General features: G+C 73.9%; 15 protein-coding genes and 1 tRNA gene. 5 read left to right on the top strand and 11 right to left on the bottom strand.

Translation table 11 applies throughout. The features are described from left to right. Positions 1-184: 184 nt before the first annotated feature. The 3 genes from QJ852_02765 to QJ852_02755 all read right to left on the bottom strand — a co-directional run bounded on the left by QJ852_02765 (position 185) and on the right by QJ852_02755 (position 3,672). Positions 185-1,765, bottom strand: coding sequence for a LuxR C-terminal-related transcriptional regulator (locus tag QJ852_02765; GenBank protein ID WGX97364.1), 1,581 nt, complete (start codon positions 1,763-1,765; stop codon positions 185-187). 195 nt (positions 1,766-1,960) lie between these two features. After that, entirely contained in the window at positions 1,961-2,650 is a 690-nt protein-coding gene (locus QJ852_02760; protein WGX97363.1) for a class F sortase, read from the bottom strand. Between the two features lie 326 nt (positions 2,651-2,976). Continuing rightward, entirely contained in the window at positions 2,977-3,672 is a 696-nt protein-coding gene (locus tag QJ852_02755) for a response regulator (GenBank protein WGX97362.1), read from the bottom strand. Between the two features lie 356 nt (positions 3,673-4,028). On the opposite strand from QJ852_02755, the gene QJ852_02750 reads away from it, so the two are divergent. After that, positions 4,029-5,870 (top strand): hypothetical protein, encoded by a 1,842-nt coding sequence (locus tag QJ852_02750; protein ID WGX97361.1) that lies wholly within the window; start codon positions 4,029-4,031, stop codon positions 5,868-5,870. 177 nt (positions 5,871-6,047) lie between these two features. Here QJ852_02750 and QJ852_02745 read toward each other — a convergent pair whose 3' ends face one another. Continuing rightward, complete coding sequence (locus QJ852_02745; protein WGX97360.1) at positions 6,048-6,719, bottom strand: response regulator transcription factor; 672 nt, start codon at positions 6,717-6,719, stop codon at positions 6,048-6,050. A gap of 141 nt (positions 6,720-6,860) precedes the next feature. On the opposite strand from QJ852_02745, the gene QJ852_02740 reads away from it, so the two are divergent. Continuing rightward, positions 6,861-9,203: a hypothetical protein gene (locus tag QJ852_02740; GenBank protein ID WGX97359.1), complete on the top strand. Its 2,343-nt coding sequence runs from the start codon at positions 6,861-6,863 to the stop codon at positions 9,201-9,203. A 108-nt stretch (positions 9,204-9,311) separates the two neighbouring features. Here QJ852_02740 and QJ852_02735 read toward each other — a convergent pair whose 3' ends face one another. The 4 genes from QJ852_02735 to QJ852_02720 all read right to left on the bottom strand — a co-directional run bounded on the left by QJ852_02735 (position 9,312) and on the right by QJ852_02720 (position 14,769). Further along, positions 9,312-11,870: a VaFE repeat-containing surface-anchored protein gene (locus tag QJ852_02735; protein WGX97358.1), complete on the bottom strand. Its 2,559-nt coding sequence runs from the start codon at positions 11,868-11,870 to the stop codon at positions 9,312-9,314. A 196-nt stretch (positions 11,871-12,066) separates the two neighbouring features. Continuing rightward, positions 12,067-12,396, bottom strand: a complete 330-nt coding sequence (locus QJ852_02730; protein ID WGX97357.1) for a hypothetical protein — start codon at positions 12,394-12,396, stop codon at positions 12,067-12,069. Between the two features lie 79 nt (positions 12,397-12,475). Then, positions 12,476-14,035: a sigma-70 family RNA polymerase sigma factor gene (locus QJ852_02725; GenBank protein ID WGX97356.1), complete on the bottom strand. Its 1,560-nt coding sequence runs from the start codon at positions 14,033-14,035 to the stop codon at positions 12,476-12,478. 203 nt (positions 14,036-14,238) lie between these two features. Then, the gene (locus tag QJ852_02720) at positions 14,239-14,769 is read right to left on the bottom strand and encodes a GNAT family N-acetyltransferase (GenBank protein WGX97355.1); all 531 of its coding nucleotides are present in this window, start codon (positions 14,767-14,769) and stop codon (positions 14,239-14,241) included. Positions 14,770-14,840: 71 nt separating this feature from the next. Between QJ852_02720 and QJ852_02715 the strand changes: the two genes are divergently transcribed. Next, positions 14,841-16,226, top strand: a complete 1,386-nt coding sequence (locus QJ852_02715) for an MFS transporter (GenBank protein WGX97354.1) — start codon at positions 14,841-14,843, stop codon at positions 16,224-16,226. Here the strand turns inward: QJ852_02715 and QJ852_02710 are convergent. After that, positions 16,180-17,016, bottom strand: a complete 837-nt coding sequence (locus QJ852_02710; protein WGX97353.1) for a cytochrome c biogenesis CcdA family protein — start codon at positions 17,014-17,016, stop codon at positions 16,180-16,182. The two genes, QJ852_02715 and QJ852_02710, sit on opposite strands and share 47 nt — an antisense overlap. 5 nt (positions 17,017-17,021) lie before the next feature. Then, a complete protein-coding gene (locus tag QJ852_02705) occupies positions 17,022-17,828 on the bottom strand; it encodes a DsbA family protein (protein WGX97352.1) in 807 nt (268 codons plus the stop codon). Positions 17,829-17,965: 137 nt separating this feature from the next. Here QJ852_02705 and QJ852_02700 point away from each other — a divergent pair, with 137 nt between their 5' ends. Further along, entirely contained in the window at positions 17,966-18,628 is a 663-nt protein-coding gene (locus tag QJ852_02700) for a GntR family transcriptional regulator (protein WGX97351.1), read from the top strand. Positions 18,629-18,732: 104 nt separating this feature from the next. Here QJ852_02700 and QJ852_02695 read toward each other — a convergent pair. Next, positions 18,733-18,822 (bottom strand) — tRNA-Ser (locus tag QJ852_02695). A gap of 231 nt (positions 18,823-19,053) precedes the next feature. Here QJ852_02695 and QJ852_02690 point away from each other — a divergent pair. Continuing rightward, entirely contained in the window at positions 19,054-20,232 is a 1,179-nt protein-coding gene (locus QJ852_02690) for a GAF domain-containing protein (GenBank protein ID WGX97350.1), read from the top strand. Positions 20,233-20,292: the final 60 nt, after the last annotated feature.

Raw genomic sequence — 20,292 nt, 5'->3', positions numbered from 1 at the left:
ACCAGCGCTTCTTCAACGTGTCACTCCTCGGTCGGGGCATGCCGTGGACATGCGCGCGATCGTATTTCCGAGCGGGAGCGCTCGGACGGCTTCGGTTAAAAGAGATGAACGGGGATGAGATGCACTCACCCCGGAGCCCCGGACGAGGACCACCAGACAGGACGGATCGGCTGGTCGCGCCACCTCAGGCCCCCGACCAGTCGGGCACGTCGTAGGTCCATTCGGGCGGCATCAGGGCGACCTTCTGCAGGACCTCGCCGCGGCTGGAGACGCCGAGCTTGGCGTACAGGCTGCGGATCTGGGTCTTCACCGTGTTGATCGAGACGCCCAGCCGCTCGGCGATCTCGGCACGGGCCACGCCCTCGAGCAGCAACCGGAAGACCTCCCGCTCCCGGGGCGACAGGGGTGCCGAGAGGGCCGGACCCGGCACCCACACCCCCACCGCGTCCCGAGGCGCCTCGGCGAGCTCGGCGGGCAGCCGCCCCTCGCGGAGCGCGAAGGCGACGAGCGGGCGGGGCAGGTACGAGACGAACGAGCGCCACCCCTGCCGCCGGGCCAGGTCGACGACTACCCCCAGGAGCCGCCGCGCACTGTCCTCGTCGCCGGCGGCGAGGCAGGCCGCCGCCTCCAGGCCACGGAGCCGGACCGACTCGCGCAGGGTGAGGTCGTGGGCGGCCCGGGCCACGCGCGCGGCGTACCGGACCGTCTCGAACTCGCCGCTGACGTAGAGCACCGTCGCCTCCGCGACCGCCGACCACGGCGACCGGGAGCTGCCCGGCTCGACGGCGACCCAGGCCTCCCGGACGTTGCCGACGGCGAGGTTGAGGTCGGCGCGCGCCGCCCGCGTCACCTCCCCCGCGATGCCGTCCTCGGCTTCGGCCCCGGCGGGCAGGCCCGTCACGGACCGGGCCAGCAGACGCAGGCCACGCTCGTACTGGCCCGTGAGCAGGTGGAGCTGCGCGTGCGACCAGAGCGCGAGCGGCCACAGGGTGCCGTAGGAGCCGGGCGGCCGCGCCTGCACCAGTCTCCCGGCCCCGGGCAGGGCGCGCCGGTCGACGAGCAGGATCAGCCGGGTCAGCCGCAACGCGTCGGCGGTCGCCGCGACCAGCGGGCCGGGAGCGGCGGCGAACTCCTCGGCCCGCGCGAGGTGCTCCTCAGCCGTGAGCAGCTCTCCGGCGACGGCACACACCAGCGCGAGGTGGGCGCCGACATGTGCCCGGCCGGCCGGCGAGCCGTGCAGCCCCTCGGCGTCGTACGCCGTCTGGAGCAGGTTGCGGGCGCCGGCCACGTCACCGCCCAGCAGCGCGGTGAGCCCGTGCTGCAGTCGGGAGAAGGCGACCAGGGCCGGGTCCACGTCGCCCTCGGGCACGACCGCGATCCGTGCGGCGGCGGACCGGGCACCGTCCAGGACCAGGCGGGCCTGGAGGACCTGTCCGGCCGCGCGGTGCTGGAGACCGGACAGCAGGTGGGCGAGCAGGATCTCCTCGTCCGGCCGATGTCCGCGACGGACCTGCGCCATGGCCTCGTCGACCAGCGCCCAGGCGTCGGCCCCCGTCGTCAGGCCGCTGGCGACCGCGACGAACCGCATGCCCGGGTTGCGGGCGACCGTCTCGGCCGGCAGCGCCGCGAGGACGGCGCGCAGGACCTCGGGCTCGGTCGTGTACCAGAGCTCCACCCAGTCGGCCTCGAAGGCGTCGGTCGCCTCGTCCAGCCGGCCACCCGCGACCAACGCGCCGAGGGTGTCGGCGGAGCTGACCGTGGACATCGGGCGGACTCTCCTTGCCGGGGCTCGTCCCCGGCCGAGTACCGGGGCACGCACAGTGCGTCGCGATGCAGCGTGGCGCAGTGGCGCACCCGGGGTGGCCGGATGTCCCCTGCAGGGGGCGGTTTTGCCCCCCGATCGGGGGACGCGGCATCACCCGCGCTCGAGTCGACGGCCCTCAGTGGTGGGGTGGTCCACTCATCCCGTCGCCGCACCATCGACGGGCGTCGCGTACCAGATCGTGCGGTGCGTCCAGCGTCCCGGGCCGAGCCGCTTGCCCGAGCACACCACGATCACCAGCTGTTCCGGCCCCCACCAACGGAATGCCTTCTTACGGGGGACCTTGGTGGCGCGGTACTTCTTGCGCTTGGTGACCTGGTAACAGGCAGTGGCGGAGCCGTTGGCGAGCAGAAGCCGGTCACCCACGGCGAACGAGCGGAGCAGCGCATTGCCGAGCGCCGAGTTGTCGGGCCAGGTGTGCGCCGCCAGGATCACGGTGCCCTTCCCGCCGCCCGGCCGGACCTGCGGGTCGAGGCCCATCAGCCACTTGCCGCGCTTGGTGACCGGCGGCGTGCCGACCGCACCCGAGGGGGTACGGCGCACGCGGACGACGCCCACGGACCGGCCGATCGCGGGGATGCTGGTGGTCGTCGGCGAGAAGGGGCCGGCCGGCGTGGCGCAGGCCGCGGCGACGCGCACCCGCTCGGCGGTGGTCGCGTCCGCGCCGGGGACGACGACCCCGCCCAGCGCGGCGGCGAGGCTGACGGTCAGCGCCGCAGCGACGCCTGCGTGGGCGACGGCACGCAGGCCGGTCGTGCCGTTCCTGCGGGCCGCAGCGGACCGGGCGCCTGCTCGACCCCCTGCGGTCGGGCTGGTTCGGGGGGGCATGGGCATGCGTACCTCCAGGAAGCTGATGCCTGCGGGCGCGGTCGCCGCGCGGGTCACGTCGGGGCCACCGGGGCTACGGCCGCGCGGCGCTGAACCAGGACGCGCACCGACGGTCGCCACGTCGCGCCGCGTTCCTCGCTTCTCCCACTGCCGGAGGGCGCGAGTCGTCGATCCCGTCCATCGACCTGGACGCTAGCGGCGCGATCGAGACCCACTCCACGCTTCGGCAGATCCGGTTGACGAATGTCCCCCGTAAAGGGGGCAGAGCCGGGTCATGGGAGGCCGGGCGACCCGGGCGCTCGAGCCTCATCGGGCGAGGGGCTCGGCTACCTGCGGTCGTTCTCGACGGTAGAGGCAGTCATCAGGCCGTCTCGGATCGCCTCCCGGTTGAGGTCGATCTTGGTCCGCACGGGACGCCCGACGTCGGCGTACTTGGTCTTGACCCGCTCGAGGTACTTCTTGACGGTGTCGCGCTTCACCCCGAGCGCGACGGCGACCGCGTCGAGGGTCAGGCCGGACGCGTAGAGAACCAGCGCGCGCTCCTCCTGATCGCTGAGCCGGGGTCGCTGAGCGTCTCCCGCCATCACGCTCGCCAGCTCCGGGGTGATCCACTGCCGGCGCCGGAGCACCGCCCAGAGCGCGGCGACGATGTCCTCCTCGGTGTCCCGCTTGCCCACGAAACCGGTGACTCCGGCGCGGATCATGGCACGCACGAGCGGCACCGAGGCCATCGCGGAGAGCACCAGGACGCGCATCCCGGAGCGCACCAGCCGCTCGACGACGGCCGGGTCCGCGTCGCGACCACGGTCGACGACGAGGTCGAGGACGACGACGTGCGGCAGTGACTGCGGCGACCCGCCCGCCATCCAGGCCATCAGCTCGTCGAGCGTCTCGCAGGAGCGCACCACCCGCAGGCCGGGCTGCCGGCCGACCAGCTCCTCGGTACGCAACCGCTGCAACCGGTGGTCCTCGACGATCGCGACGCGCCAATACGCCGGCCCGCCGTCCTGCACGTGTGTCACTGGCTCCGAGCCTTCCTGATTCTCCGCGGTCCATCACCTGCGTCCCTCCGAGGTCTCGGGCGCAACGGTGACGCCGACCCCGGGCTCGACCCGGTGGAAGGATGGGGGGAACCCGGGACGGCGCGCCAGGGCGAGAGTGTCGGACCGCCCGGGTGTCGGGGCCGCGGGTGCTCGACCCCGGTGGCCGACACGACCGAATCCCATCGCCCCGAGGATGAGGGCCCCTCGTCCTCGGTCCCGCCCTCGCCGCGGCTGGTATCGGCCGCCCACCACCTGTCACCCGTTCGGGGGGCATTTGAGCCGAGTTGACTCTCGGAGGGGGACCCAGGCGCCGGGAGGCCGATAGAAAGCCGACCATGTCCGCATTGACTACGCACCCCCGTCGTCGCGTGAGGCTCGCCGGCATCGCCGCGCTGGCCACCGCGACCGCCACGATCAGCATCTTCGGCAGCGTGCCGAGCTCGCACGCCGACCCCGCCCCCGAGCCCGAGGGGCCGACCCTCCTCGAGGTCGGCGACTTCGAGGAGGCTGCCGCTCCCGGCTCGTGCGCCGCGGTGGTGACCCTCGAGGGCGCCAACGGCGGCACGGCCGTCTCCGGCGGCGACGACGACCCGGAGACCGAGGACCCGGACGACCCGATCCAGATCGGCGGCGGCCAGGGCGCCCGGGTCCAGTTCCGGATCCCGGTCGCGCCCACCGACGTGCTCACCGGCGTGATCGGCGACGGCGGATCCGGCGGCGGCGTCGGCGGCGCGGCCGGTGACGACAAGGGCGGCAACGGCGGGCCGGGCGGCCACACCGGTGGTGGTGGCGGCGGTTACACCAGCTTCCTCCTCAACGGCACTCTCGTCGCACTCGCCGGCGGCGGTGGCGGCTCCGGCGGCGGCCACAACCCGGACGCGGGCGGCGGCGGTCACGCCGGCGTCATCGACGGTGCGGGCGTCTGGGCCGGCCAGGAGGGCGCGGCCGGCAACGACGCCACCGCCGAGACGCCCGGCGCACCCGGCGGCGGCGCCGGCGGCGACACCGGCGCACCCGGCGCGGGCGGTGTCCACGCGTCCGACGCCGACAACAACGGCCTGCCCGGCGACGGTCGCAACGGTGGCGACGGCGGCGGTCCGAACGGCGCCGACCAGGGCGGCGGCGGTGGTGCCGGCTACTACGGCGGCGGCGGCGGTGCCACCACCATCGGCGACGTGAACGGCCCGAACGGCCTGATCATTGGCGGCGGAGGCGGCGGCGGGTCCAGCTTCTTCGACGCGGCCCAGGGTGCTGTCTTCATCCCGCAGGCCGAGGGCGAGGCGCTGGCCGACGACGAGCCGAGCCGCGACGGCACCGGCGAGATCGAGTGGGTGCCGTGCGACTACGACCTGTCCGTCACCAAGACGGCCGCGGCCGAGGTGTTCGAGTCCGGCACGCCGGTGACCTACACCCTGGTGATCACCAACAACGGTCCCGACCTGATGGGCATCGACGACACGGTCACCGTCACCGACGACAAGGCCGGCGGCGGCACCCTGGTGTCGGTGCAGGCCAGCGGCGGCGGCACGCCGTTCACCTGTGACACCGCGGTCGGGTCGGCGATCCCCGCCGACGGCGAGCTCGACTGCTCGCGGCCGGTCGGCGACGACGCCGTCCGTGGTCTCGACAACGGCGAGAAGCTGACCCTGGTCTACAGCAAGGTCCTCACCGGCTCCGCCCCCGTCCTCAACAACGTGGGCGTCACCGACCGCGGCAACCAGGCCAACAACTCCGCGGCGGCCACCGTGCAGCCGGCGGCACCCAGCGTCGCGCTGGTCAAGAAGGCGAAGCCCAAGAAGGTCGCCAAGCTCGGTCAGAAGATCAAGTACACCTTCACGGTGACCAACACCGGCAACATCGCGCTGAAGACCATCTCGATCGCCGAGCAGCAGTTCAGCGGCAAGGGCACCCTGACCCCGAAGTGCCCGGCCCTCGCGGCCACCGGCCTCGCGCCGGGCGCCTCGATCACCTGCACGGCCACCTACAAGGTCCACAAGCGTGACCTGGTCGCCGGCAAGGTCGTCAACGTCGCCACGGCCACCGGCACCACCCCCGCCGGCAACCCGGTCCAGTCGCTGCCGTCGAAGGCCAAGGTCAAGACGCCCAAGGTGAAGAAGACCAAGAAGAAGCTGGCGGGTACGCCCGCCACCGGCGCCCGGAGCCTGTCCGGACGCTGAGTCAGACAGACATCTCCCGGGGGGAGGATGTCGAAGGTGAAGGGGCCGCACCCGACGGGGTGCGGCCCCTTCGTCGTAGGTGGACCAGGCGCAGGAGGCGCGCCGCACCGCCGGTCGACGGACGCGGTCAGGCGGGCATCCGGCGGCGGCCGCGCCGGCCCTCGGCCCGGGGCATCGTCACCCGCGCTCGACGTACCCGTCGTCCACCGCGATCCGGCTGAGCTCGACCTTCGAGCGCACCGGCCGCCCCGCCGCGGCGTACTTGCCCTTCACCCGGCCGATATAGGTCTTCGCCGACTCGGGCTTGACCCCCAGCGCCTCGGCGACCGCACCGAGGGTGAGCCCGGAGGCATAGAGCACCAGGGCCCGCTCCTCCTGGTCGCTGAGCTGGGGGCGGTCGGCGTCGGCGGCGATGACGGCCGCCAGGTCGGGCGTCATCCACTCGCCCTGCCGGAGCACCGTCCACACGGCCTCGATGACGTCCTGCTCCGAGTCGCGCTTGCCCACGATGCCGGACACCCCGGCCTTGATCACCGAGCGGACCAGACCGGGCGAGGCGAGCGCCGAGAGCACGAGGATCCGCAGGCCGGCGTCGACGAGTCGTCCGACGACGTCGGGGTCGACACTCGGCCCCCGGTCGACGCTGAGGTCGAGGACGAGCAGGTGGGGGCGGGTGTGGGCAGGCGCCCGCTGGACCCAGGCCAGGAACTCCGGGAGCGTGCTGCAGCTCGCCACCACCACCAGCCCTGACTGGTGGCCGAGAATCTCCTCGGTACGACGGCGCTGCAGCAGGTGGTCCTCCACCAATGCCACACGCCAGACCTCGGACGCCGCCTCCCCAGCTGCCACAGGGGCATTGTGGCAGTTCATCGGTCGGTTGTGTGCGGGTGAGTCGAACTCGTCCGCCCCGGAGCGCCGGCGGCGGTGCGCTCCGGGGCGAAAGTGGCGACTTCCGCCACGACCGCACGCGGCGTACGGCAGGGTGATCCGGTGCAGACCGTCCGAGTGCCCGGCGGGAACCCGGGACGGGAGCGCGCCGTCGACGTGGCCCGTGACCTGATCGGCCGTGCCGCCCCCTTCGTCCCCGCGACGGAGGGCTGGGCGACCCGCACGCTGACGGACGCGCTGGTCCGCGCTCTCCTGACGGCGACCGCCGGCTGGCAGGTCGTCATGCTCCTCGCCGTCGTCGCGTCGCCGGGCCCGCTGCCGCCGCTGCTGCCACTCCTCGCCGCCCACGCGGTCGCGTTGGCGGCGACCCTGGTCGCGCGCGCGGGACGGCTGCCGGCCTGGGTCCCGGTCGTCGCGGTCTACCTGCTCTTCGTGGCCGACTGGGCCGCGGCCGACTCCATGGACGACCCGCTGCTGTTCGCGTCCTGCTGGATGATGAATCTCGGCGGGGGCGCGCCGACATTCGTCCTGCGTGGCCGCACCGCCCTGGTGCTGCCCGCGCTCGCCTCGGTGTCGGTGCCGACGGCGATGCTGCTCCTGCGGCCCGACCTGCCCCCGACGCTGCCGGTGGCCGTGTTCGTGACCCAGTGGTCGATCGTGCTGGCCACCCGGATCGGGCAGTCCTATCTCTTCGAGTTCGCGGCCCGGGCCGACGAGGAGGGGGCGGCGGCACACCGCGACCAGGCCGCTGTCGTCGCCCACGCGGCCGCCAGCCAGGCCGCGGCCGAGGACGCCCGGGTCCTCCACGACACCGTGATCAACACCCTCGCCGCCATCGCCAGCGGGGGCGGCGCGGTCCGCGATCCCGAGGCGGTCCGGCAACGCTGTGCCCGCGACATCGCGACCGTCGCGGCGCTGCAGGCCGGCGCCGAGCCGGTGGCCGACGAGGGCGGGATCCGAGCGGCGTCGTACGACGCGCGGGTCCGGGTTCGCCACCTCGGCCTGGATGACGACACCCTCGCCGACCTCGAGGGCCGGCTCGCCCCCCAGCGGCTGCGGGCGCTGCGGCGCGCGACGACCGAGCTGGTCCAGAACGCCGCGAAGCACGCCGGCGTCGACGAGGTCCGGGTGCATGCCGAGATGCGGAACGGCGACCTCGTGGTCACGGTGTCCGACGACGGGGTCGGCTTCGAGAGCGGTGCCGGACTGTCCGGCGGCCTGGCGACCTCGGTCGTCGAGCGGGCCGCGCAGGCCGACATCGATGTCGCGCTCGACACCGCCCCGGGCCTCGGCACCCGGGTGACCCTCACCGTGCGCCGGCCCTCCGCCCCTGAGCGGCGCCCACACGGCGGCCGGGGCGATCTCGCCCGCGTGGTCCGGGTCCTGCGCCGACGCGCCTGCCTTCTGTACGGCGCCGGGGTGGCGGCTGTCGGCTTCGTCCTCGCCGTGGGCAACCACCCCGGTGAGCCCACCACGGAGTACCTCATGGCGACCGTCGCCGCCCTCGGCGCCGCCCTGGCCTGGTGGACCACGCGGAACCGGCGCACCCTCCCGCTCGGAAGCGTGGTCCTGATCGCCGTGGCGGCAGCCGCCGCCTTCGTGCTCTCCGCCGCCGCCGTCGACTACGGCCGCGACGATCCGGTGCTGTGGCAGGCCGTCGGCGCCACCGGTCTCCTCGTCATCCTCGCCGAGTTGGGCCCCCGACCGACGACCGTCGTCTGGGCCGGCGTCGGGTACGCCGTCGTGGTGCTCGCCGTCGCCGTCGCCGTCGGGCGCTCCTCCACCTCGGCCCAGACGATCGTGCTGATGGCGGGCGCGGCGGCCCTGGGCCTGGTCGCCGCGTGGCGGCGGTTCCAGCACGCGATCGGCGCGATCGGCGCCCGCGCCGCCGCCGACCAGCGCGCCGCCTGGGCCGCGCGGACCGAGCTGGCGGCACGCGCGGCCGCCGACCGGACCCGGGCCCGATGGCGCGCGGCCGGACTGAACCGCTCCCTCGGCCTGCTGGAGAACGCCCGCGGTGCCACCGACCCCGGCGACCCCGTGCTGCGCGCGCAGTGCGCCGTGGAGGAGGCCTACCTGCGTCAGCTCACCCTGCTCCACCCGGACCTGGTGCACATGGGCCACTGGTTCGCCCAGGCCCTGAGCGACGCCCACGACCACGGCGTACGCCTGGTCGTGCGGGCGGGCGGCGACGATCTGCCCGCCGACGTGGCAGCCGACCTCGGCGGTCTGCTGCTCACCGTCGTGGCCGGTACGCCGTCCGGCACGGAGCTGACCGTCACCCTCTTCCCCGGGCCCACCGGAGCGCGCGCGACCCTGGTGGGCGCCCACCCGCACCTGCGCGACGGCGTCCGGGCGGCGTCCGGCCCGCTGGCCACCAGCGCGACCGTGCTGTCGGTCGCCGACCAGGACGTCGCCCAGATCGTCGTCGGTCCCCGGTCCTGACCCGCTCGGGCACGCGACGGCGGCCCCGATCCCGTGGCACCCGGACAGGGGGCCCGGCGACGGTGGTCGAGAACGCAACCACCGCCGCCGGGACCTGCTCGCGGGACCTCAGCGGAGCGGGACCGCGGTGACCACGACGTTCTGGCGGTAGTGGAACCCACCGCCCGGCGTCGTCACCTTTCCGGCGCAGCTGATCAGCACGAGCTGGTGCTCACCGGTCGTCGAGAAGAACCGGTCGGGCAGCGTCGAGGCCCGCGAGAACCTCTCGACCGAGGTGACCCGGTAGCGCACCTTCATGCCGCCCTGGCGCACCGTGACGACCTTGCCCTTGCGGGCCTTGGCGAGCTTCCAGAACGCACCCGGCCGGTCGTGGCGGTCGGAGACGTGGCCGGCGATGACCGTCGTACCGATCAGGTCACCGACGGCGGCGGACTGCCGGAGCCGGCCGGTGCGGGCGACATTGCCGGGCACCTGCATCGTGCCGCGCTTGATGCCGACCGGCGACGTGCGGGCGTCGACGCCCAGCGACGGGATGCGGATCCGCTCGATGCCACGGCGTCCGGCGACATCCGCTCCGGCGGCGCTGAAGCCCGTGCTGACCACGGGCGCCGGGTAGGCCGGCTTGCGCACCAGGGTCGTCTCCGACTCCAGGCCGCAGGCGTGCGACGCGGCCGTGTTGCGGCTGTCGGCCGTCGTCGACGCGACCCAGGTGTAGTAGCCCGTCCGGTTCACCTGGACCGTCGGCGTCTGGACGAGTCCGTTGCCGGGCGTGAAGCTGACCGTCCCGACAGCCGTGGCCGCGGTGCAGGTGATCTCGTCGCGCGACGCGAACGGTCCGTACAGGGTGGCCGAGCCGGTGGCGCCGTGTCCTGGCACGAAGCCGGTGATGGTGACCTTGTCGAAGAGGTGGACGCCGGGCTTGGCCTGGTCGTGTGAGGTCTCCGTCGTCAGCGAGACCGTCGACTGACCGCCCGCGCCGGTGTCCGGCTGCACGACCTTGGTCGTCTCGGCCGCCAGACCGCAGGCGTGGGTGGCCTTGTCATTGCGGTTGTCCGCGCTCACGGTGACCTGCCAGGTGTAGAGACCCGGCTGGGTGACAGTGACGGTCGGGGTCGAGAGCGTCCCGTTCTGAGGGGTGAAGGTGACCGTGCCGGCCACGTTCGCCGGGGTGCAGACGGTGTCGTCGACCGCGGAGACCGGGCCGTAGAGGACCGCGGTGCCCGTGGCGTTGCCACCCGGGACGAACCCGGTGATGGTCACGACGTCGTGCAGGGCCGTGCCGACCGTGGCGGTGGCCCCGGAGGCCTGGGTGTTGACGGTCGGCGCACCCTTGGCGACCGCCACCGTCTGCGCGTCGTCATCGATGTCCTTGTGATCGACGAGGAACATGTCCTCGCCGTCGACCGTCACCCACAGCTCTTCGAAGGCCACCAGCGACTCACCGGCATAGCCCGACGGAACCGTGAACTCGACCTCGACGCTGCCCTCGGCCGACGTCGGGGTGAAGGTCCTGGTGCCGGTGATCCCGGTCGGGAAGCCGTCCGACTTCCTCATCAGCTCTCCCGTGACGGTGTACGTCGCGCCGGGGGTCAGGCCCTGGTAGGCGATGGTGTCCACGACCGTGCCACCCCCGGCGGGGATGGTGTGGTCGCCGTCGGCCTTGTCGACCAGCGTGGTCCCGATCGACGGAGCCTGGGCGGCGGTCCAGGTGACGGTTGCCGATCCGGTGGTGGTGGCGGTGCTCGGCTCGATCAGGATCAGCGTCTGGGCGTGGTCGCCGGCCGTCGGCGTACCGCCGGCCGTGTTGGGCACCGAGATGATGTTCCCGCTGCCGCCGGCGCCCTGGGCGGTCACGGTGACCGTGGCGGCGCCGGCGGTCGTCGAACCCCGCAGGTCGAGGTAGATCTGCTGGCCGTCGGTGACGGCCGCGTCGTTGACCGGCGTGCCCGACGCGTCGGTCACGGCGACGTCGGGAGCGACGGTGAGGCTGACCGTCGGCTGGTTGGTGTGCACCGTGAACGGGCCGACCAGGGTGCCCGCCTGCTGCGCGCCGGCCGGGGCGGTGACGGACGCGGTGACGGACGGGAAGGTGGTCGTGCCGGTGCTGGCGTTGGCGCCGTTGACGAGATACCAGTAGGCGGCCTCCGAGTCCGGAGTCTCCCAGTCCCAGGCGGCGTCGAAGGTGAGGTCGGTGTAGCGCCAGATGGCGTACTGGGCGGCCTCGATCGCGTCGTCGACCGAGATGTTCGCGACACCGGAGGCGGCCGCGAACTCCGCCAGGCTCAGGTACGGATAGCTGTGCGCCAGCACCCACCGGACCTTCTCCTGGATGGCGGGATCGTTGAAGTGGTTGCTGCCGAGATACTCCGAGGGATCGACGACCTCGCCGTTCCGGTAGGACTTGGCCGAGACGGGCTGCTCGATGCAGTAGCCCCAGTAGTCCGGCGTCCCCAGGTTGGTGATGTCGGGAGGGGTCTCCTTGAAGATGCCGTGGATACCCGTGCCCGGGTAGCCCTGCATCTTCGGGCCGACCCACAGCGTGTCTCCCGGCACGACGCCGGCTGACGCGGAAGGCGTCATCGACGGCATCGCCACCGCACCCAGGGCGAGGGCCAGGCCCACCACCCAGATCCGCCACGCTCGGTGGCCCCAACTCCGTCTGCTCACTGATCTGTCCCCTTCATCTCGACGTCGCGTGGTGCGCGACGAACAGGTCGTTCGACATGGATCCGCACGTCTCCGGCCCGGTCCCGGGACGGCACCCGGGGCGCCGGGATCTCGTATGAACCGAAACGAGCCATGAGGTCGGGAGCGCCGGTGCCACGGCCGAATGTCCCCCGTACGGGGGACAGGAACGGGCCGCTCATCCGCGTCCCCTCGATCGCTCCACCAGGTGGCGGCAGAACGGCGGCAGCAGCGGCGTGACGCGATAGCTGCGCTCTCCCTCCACGTCGGCGTTGACCCGTCGGTCGTCCTCCGATGCGCACAACGCCGCCTGGGCGTCGGCGTACGGACCCGAGACGTAGGTGGAACCGGCCTCGGTGATGGTCAGGACGTGCGGCCGGTCGAGGTCGGCGACGCTCTCGCTGATGACGTGATCGAGCAACAGCTGCAAGGCCGCCTCGGTCCGAGGATCGTCGGCCCGTTCGGGCGACGGATCGTCCGACCAGCGGTTCGTGGTGACTGCTCCCATGCCCGGGAGACACCCGTGCTCGGCCGACATGACGCGACTCGGAAGAAAAAGTTCTGACCATCCCGGGACGGGCGCCGGATCAGTCGACGGAGCCGGTCGTCTCCGCGTCGTCGCGTCCTGGCGAGGGCACCGAGATCGCCCGCTCGTTGTTGCCCGGGTCGGCGTCGCGACCCTCGACCCCGACGATGCCGAAGCTGAGGTACGTCGCCTGCGCGGCCTTGACGTCGACCGTCAGCTGCGTGGTCCCGGACCCGGCCAGGACCGTGTCGACCCACAGCGCGTTCCCGGGTCGGGAGGCGCAGGCGTCCGCCGCCGCGTCGCCGACGGCCAGGCAGTAGCGGGTCGCGCCGACGCCGCTGATCACGACCTGGACGGGATGTCCGTCCCCGTCCACCCGGACCGTGACCCGCCGCCACGCGGGGCCGGCGGGCGACGTGCCCCAGGCCGGGACGGCGAGGCGCGGGTCGCCGGCGCCGGCGGTCGGGGTGTCGGTCGGGGTGTCCGTCGGCGAGGGCAGCGTGCTGCTCGGCGGGACCGCGGGCGCCTCGGCCCGTGGCGGCAAGGGCGTCGGCTCCGCGGCCGCCGAGCCGAGAGCGCCGTCCAGCTCGTCGACGGAGCGGTCGCGCCCCGAGGGGCCGACCGGCGCAGCGACCCGGGGTGCCGCTCGGGAGGCGGCCCGCGGAGGCCGACGGTCCGTTCGGGGGTGCACGGAGGGGGCCGGAGACGCCGCCGCGCCGGTCTGGGTCCGCGCCGTCGTGACCGGCACGTCGGTCACGTCCGGCGCGGCCATGCGGACCGCCGCCAGCGCGACGCCGACCACCGCGCCGGCGACGGCCGTCGAGGCGAGGACGGCCGTGAGCGACTTGCCCGTCGAACCGCCGAGGACGGCGCCGATCCCACCGGCCGCCGCCGTCCCCGCCGCTCCCGACGCGGCCACCGACAGCGCGAGCGGAGCGAGCAGCGCGCTGACGTCGCGGCGCGCCTCGCCGAGCTCGATGATCGCGACGGCACAGGAGCCGCAGTCCCGCACGTGCCGGTCGACGACCTCCCGTCGCGACCGGGCGAGGTGGCCGTTGACATACCCGGGCAGGTAGCTGACGACCTTCGTGCACTCGGCCGCGCCGGCAGCCTGCGCGTACTGGGCGAGGTAGGCGTCCGCGAGCCCGCGTCGGGCCCGCAGGGCCAGCGCGGCGACAGCGTTGGGCTTGATGCCGAGGAGGTCGCCGACCTCCTCGTGCGGGACCCGGTCGACCTCGCAGAGCCACAGCACCTGCTGCCAACGGGCGGGCAGCGTCGTGAACGCGTCACGCACCACCCGGTTGGTGAGGTGCTGGCCGGAGGCGTCGTCCTCGATCAGCAGCGGGATCAGATCGTTCGGCTCCGTGGTCAGCTCACGGCTCTGCCCCCGCAGTCGGTTGACGGCGACGTTGTGGACCGTGACGCTCAGGTACGGCCGGAACGTCGTCGTCGGCCCTCCACCGTTCTTGATGATGGCGAAGATCCGGGCGAAGGCATCGGCGACCGCGTCCTCCGCGTCCCGGTGACCGACGACGCGTCGTGCCACGCCCAGCGCATAGGCGCGGTGCCGCACGAACAGCACGTCGAACGCGGGCTCGTCCCCCCGACGAACCCGGTCCAACAGCTCTTCCTCGGAGCAAGGCTCCATCTTCCCCCCTGAGCCCGGCCCTGGCCGCGCTGCGGCATCTCGCCGGTCACCCGTACGGCCCGTGGCCGTAGACCTGTCCCTCCCGCAGGCTAGGTCGAACGTCCCGCCTCGGGCGGGCGAACGCCGTCCTGGGCCGGCGTTTGTCACCCGAACGGGGGACACGGACGCACCGGGGGTCAGCCGAGCAGCTTCTCCAGCAGCGTGAACTCCAGGTCGTCGCGCTGGGGCAGCCCGAACCGCTCGTCGCCGTACGGGAACGGCGAGCGCACCTGCGTGTCGACGTACCCGCGGCGCAGGTAGTAGGCGATCAGGTCGGTGCGCTGGCGGATCACCGTCATCTCCAGGTGGCTGCTCCCCCAGGTCGTCCGGGCGACCTCCTCGGCACGCTCCATCATCTGCCGGCCCAGGCCACCGCCCTGGCTGGTCGGGTCCACCGCGAACAGTCCGAAGTACGCGCGCTCGCCCCGCCGCTCCACATGGCAGCAGGCCACGAGGCGACCGTCCTCGGGCGCGACGGCGACCAGCACCACGCTGTCCGCCGCCTCGACCACCCGCGCGACGTCGTCGACGTCGGTGCGCTGGCCGTGCAACAGGTCCGCCTCGGTGGTCCAGCCCGCGCGCGACGCGTCGCCGCGGTACGCCGACTCCACCAGTGCCACCAGCGCGGGGACGTCGTCGGGCGTGGCGGTGCGGAACTCCGGGCGCATGGCCCCATCCTCTCCCGGGCCTTCGCCGGGCTCGGTACGGACACTGGGATACAAGTTGTACCCTAGTCGCGATGCCGCGGCCGCGGCCGCACCACGACAGGAAGCGCAGTCACGTGGACCCCTTCGCTTCGCGTTCCACACACGCAGCCCCACCGCTTCGCGGGGCCACGGCCGATGACCCGGCGGTCCGCGCGATCCAGCGTCGGACGCTGGCCGTCGTCATCACCTCCCAGGTCTTCGGCGGTGCCGGCCTCGCGGCCGGAGTCACCGTCGGCGGGCTCATCGCCGAGGACATGCTCGGCAGCGAGGGCGTCGCCGGACTGCCTTCCGGCGTCTTCACGCTCGGGTCGGCGGTGGCCGCGTTCTCGATCGGGCGCTACTCGCAGCGCGCCGGTCGCCGCCTCGGACTGGCCGCAGGCTTCCTCGCCGGAGCCGCCGGCGCGGTCGGCATCGTCGCCGCCGCCGTGATCGAGAATCCGGTGCTCCTCTTCGCATCCCTGCTGGTCTACGGGTCGGGGACGGCGACCAATCTGCAGGCCCGGTACGCCGGGACGGACCTGGCGACACCGGCGACGCGTGCGACGGCCGCCGCGGCAGCCATGGTGGCGACCACCTTCGGCGCGGTCGCCGGCCCCAACCTGGTGGGCCCGCTGGGCGAGCTCGCCGGTGCCGTCGGCGTACCCCGCCTGGCGGGTCCGTTCCTGCTCGCGGCGGTCGCGTACGGCGCCGCCGGGCTGTGCCTCCTCGTCCTGCTGCGCCCCGATCCGCTGCACGTGGCGCGCACCCTGGCCGTCGAGCCGAGTGCGCCGACGAGCGAGCAGGCCGTGCCCGGAGGGGCTCCCCGCCGGCGCGGAATCGCCCCGGGGGTCGTCGTCGGCGCGACCGTCATGGTGCTGACCCAGTGCACGATGACCGCGATCATGACGATGACGCCGATCCACATGCGCCACCACGATCACGGGCTGCAGGCCGTCGGGCTGGTGATCAGCCTTCACATCGCCGCGATGTACCTGCCGTCCCTGCTCACCGGCCGCCTCGTCGACCGGGTGGGCCGGCTGCCGATGGCGGCCGCCGCCGGGGCCACGCTCCTCGCCGCGGGCATCGTCGCCGCGGCTGCGCCTCCGACGTCGATGACCTGGCTGACGGTCGCACTGGTCCTGCTCGGCCTGGGCTGGAACTTCGGCCTGCTCGCCGGTACCACCCTGATCGTCGACGCGACCACGTGGCACGACCGGGCCCGCACCCAGGGCACGGTCGACGTCCTCATCGCCCTCGCCGGCGCCACCGGCGGCGCCGCGTCCGGGCTCGTGGTCCGACTGACGGGCTTCCCCACCCTCGCCCTCGGCGGGGGCATGCTCGCCCTCGCCCTCGTCCCGGTCGTCCTCTGGTACGCGGCCGGCCGGCGCGCGGCTACGCGTCCGGATCGCGGTGGGGCGCCGAGCGCAGGAACCGGATGATGCCGAGGAGCGCGACGAGGATCAGGAGCGCCCCCAGCAGGGTGCGGTCCGACGCGTGCCTGGCGAGGTCCGAGGCCCGCTCCTCGAACCAGGCCTGGGTTCCGACCGAGCCGAGCCCGCCGACCTCGGCGAAGCCGTCGGTGAGAAGGAGCACGACGCCGATCGCGATCGTGACCGTGCCGCCGGCCACCTGCGCCCAGGTCGTCCGCACCGGGCCGACGACCAACGGCCGCGGCCGTACGGCGACCCGCGCACCCGGGGAGCGTCGCCAGACCAGGGCCAGGAGCAGCAGGGGGATCGCCATGCCCGCCGCGAAGAAGGCCATCAGCGTGCCGCCGTACGCCGGGCCCGCACCGAAGGCGGCGTAGGCCAGCACTGCGCCGAGCAGCGGACCGGAGCAGGCACCGCTGACGCCGTACACCGTGCCGAGCAGGTAGACCGAGACGGCCGAGGTGGACCTGGCCGGCCCCGCCGTCCGTCCGGGCAGCCGCAGGGACAGCGCCTGCCCACAGCCGAGCAGCACCAGCACGACCGCGGTGACGGCGACGATCGTCGAGCGGTGCTCGACCAGGACGCCGCCCAGCGTCGCGGCCGCCACGCCCATCGGCACCAGCACTGTCGCGAGGCCCAGATAGAAGACCGCTGTGCGCCCGAGGAGGCGACGCGGGTCCCCGAAGGCGGCGGAGAAGAAGGCGGGCAGGAGCATGACCGAGCAGGGGCTCAGCAGCGTGAGCAGTCCCGCGAGCAGGGCGGCGACGAGCCCGACGTCGACGCCGGCCTGGAGCTGCACGGTCCTCAGTCCCCCTCCGGGAGGCCACGCTCCTGGAGCTGCTCGTCGATGACCTGCTCGAACACCTCCCACGGCTGCGCACCGGAGAGGGCGACGTCGTCGATCACGAAGAAGGGCACCGACGTGAGCCCCAGCTCCCGGGCCTCGGCGAGATCGGCCTCGACCGCGCGCCGGGTGGCCGGGTCGTCCATCTCCCGTTCGAACCGACCGAGATCGGGCACCCCCGCCTCCTCCGCGAGCTCGAGGAGGCGCTGCCGCGGCAGGGGCGGGTGGCCCGAGTCCGGCGCCGCCCCGTAGAGCGCGTCGAAGAACTCCCAGAACCGGCCCTGGCTGCCCGCGGCGCGGCCGGCGAGGGCGGCATTCTCCGAGTCCTCCCCGAACATCGGCAGGTCACGGAACTCGTAGCGCACCAGACCGGCGTCGACGTACTTCTCGACCAGCCGCGGCAGCGTCTCCCGCGCGTACTTGGCACAGAAGGGGCAGCGGAAGTCGGCGTACTCCACGATCGCCACCGGTGCCCGCGGGTCGCCGACCGCCATCGGGTCGCCGGGCAGCCGGCGCGCCAGGCCGGGGTCGTCGTCCCGCGCCGCCGGCTCCGTGGACGCGCCGTCCTCGCTTTGGGCGTCCCGCTCGCTGCCGGCCGCCCGGTCGCCGCCGTCGCCGCCGTCGCCGCCGCCTCCGTCGTCGCGCAGGCCGGAGACGAGGAGCGCGACCCCGAGCACACCGACGACCGCCAGTGCCACGACGAGGAGTACGCCGCGACGGCGGCCCCCGCTCGGCCGGGTGAGGTCGGGGCGGTCGAGGGGTGGCACAGGAGATCCTCCGCATTCGAGCAGGCATGGGTCAGGAGACTTGTATCCTAGATGCATCCCAGTCGTGCCGAGCAGTCGGCCCGCGGCGGTCCCTAGGATCACGTCGGACACCGGCACGGTGAGCGGAAGGAGACGCCATGAGCGGTCGGGGGACGGGCCCGAGCGCGGGCGAGCGCGCCTACGCGCACATCCGGGAGGCGATCCTCGGCGGTGAGCTCGCCGTCGGCACCATGCTGAGCGAGAACGAGCTCGCCGCGACGCTGGCGATGAGCCGGACTCCGGTGCGCGCGGCCCTCGTGCGCCTGCAGGAGGAGGGCTGGGTCACCATCTACGCCCAGCGCGGGGCGCTGGTCAACGGCCTCAGCGCGCGCGAGGTGCAGCAGTCCGCCGAGGTCCGCCACGCTCTCGAGACAGCGGGCGTCAGCCGGTCCACCGCGCCCGCGCGCCAGGAGATCGAGAGCCGGCAGCGGGAGAACCTCGACGAGCAGGAGCGAGCCCTCGACGCCGGCGACGTCCCGGCGTTCGCCCGCCTGGCACTGCGGTTCCATCGCACCTTCGTGGCGCTCGCCGACAACGACCTCATGCTCGCGATGTACGACCGCCTCCAGGATCGCCAGCTGCTGTCGATCAATCAGAGCGCGGGCCGCATCGCCGGTGAGCCGCAACAGGTCCTCGCCGAGCACCGCGGGCTGCTCGACGCCGCCCTCGCCGGCGACAGCGCCCGGTTCGCCGACCTGCTCGAGCGCCACCAGGCGCGCAGCCACGGGTTCGAGGGCGGTTCGCCCGCCGCAGCGTACTGATCCCGGAGGCGGCGCCGCGCGCGCCGACGCGGACCCGGACGTCCCAGAACGACGAACGGACCCACGTTTCCGTGGGTCCGTCGCCGATGTCGTGCGACATCACATGGCGGTGGCGGAGGGATTTGAACCCTCGGTGGACTTGCGCCCACAAACGCTTTCGAGGCGTTCTCCTTAGGCCGCTCGGACACGCCACCGCGGGAGACCTTACCGGAGCGGCGGGGCGGGCCCGAAATCGCCCGGGACCACGGCGTACGGCAGGTCCGGCCGACGCTCGGGCAGCCCGTGGGCCCGGGGCGCAGCGCGCCGATGCAACCTGATGGCAACCTCTGTGCGGGATCGTCGGCGCGAGAGAGGCTCATCATGTGGGGAGAGACGCCGTGCCCGGACTCACGACTACCACCGCCGGACCGCGCCGAGGCGGCGGGATGCGCGCGGAGGTCGCGGCGTCGTGGGAGCGGTCGGCGGCCGCCGGGGTGGATGTCACCCTGCGGGAGGCTCCGATCGCGCTGGACATCCCCGACCTGCGGGGCCAGCGGGAGGCGCATCCGCTGGCGCGGGTGTTCCCGCTGCTCGACGACGTGCTCGGGCGGGAGGTGCGGGCCTGCGGTGCGGTGATGGCGCTGGCCGACGCGGAGGGCACCCTGCTCTGGGTGTGCGGTACGCCGGAGCGACTGCGCGAGGCGGAGCGGATCGGCTTCGTCGAGGGGAGCAACTGGGACGAGCGACTGGCCGGCACCAACGCGCCGGGGCTCGCGCTCGCGACCGGCCGCGAGGCACTGATCACCCGCGACGAGCACTTCCGCTCGTCGGTGCGCTCGTGGAGCTGCGCCGCGACGCCCATCCACGACCCGGGGACCAGCCGGCTGTTGGGCGTGCTGGACGTGACCGGCGGCGACGCGATCGTCGTACCCCAGACGATGGCGATGGTGCGGGCCGCCGCCCGCCTGGCCGAGGCCGAGCTCGCTCGGCAGGCGCCGCCGCCGGCGCGCACCGACCGCGACACCGGGCTGCGGCTGGTGCTCGAGCTGCTGGGCCACGACGAGGCGCTGGTCAGCGTCGACGACGGGCGGGGACGGCCCACCCGGCTGCGGCTCTCACGCCGCCACAGCGAGATCGTCGCGCTCCTCGCCGCCTCCCCCGCCGGCCTGACCGGCGACGAGCTGGGCGTGCTGCTCTACGAGGCCGACGGCGGTACCTCGACCCTGCGTGCCGAGCTGAACCGGCTGCGCGGGCTGCTGGGCGACGAGCTCCTCGCCTCGCGTCCCTACCGGCTCGGCGCGCCGGTCAGCGGCGACTGGCTGGCTGTCGAGGCCCAGCTCGCGGCCGGCGACCTGCGCGGCGCCATGCGCGGGTACGCCGGGCCGGTGCTCCCCCGGTCCACGGCGCCCGGTGTCGTGCGGCTGCGCGAGGGCCTGGCCGCCTCGCTGCGCCAGGCACTGCTCCGCTCGAAGGCGCCGGACCTGATGTCGACCTGGACCCGGTCCGGGTGGGGACGCGACGACTACGAGATGTGGCTGGCCCAGCGGGCCGTCGTACCGGCGGCGTCGCCGATGCGGGCCCTCGTCGACGGGCAGGTCGCCCGACTCGACGCGGAACTCGCCTGAGGAAACGAGGCCGCGGTCCGCGCAACGAACCTGCAACGTCGCGCTCCCTAGCGTCGTGAT

The organism is Nocardioides sp. L-11A, assembly GCA_029961745.1.
GTDB lineage: Bacteria > Actinomycetota > Actinomycetes > Propionibacteriales > Nocardioidaceae > Nocardioides.
This window is presented reverse-complemented; position numbering and strand designations above follow the sequence as displayed.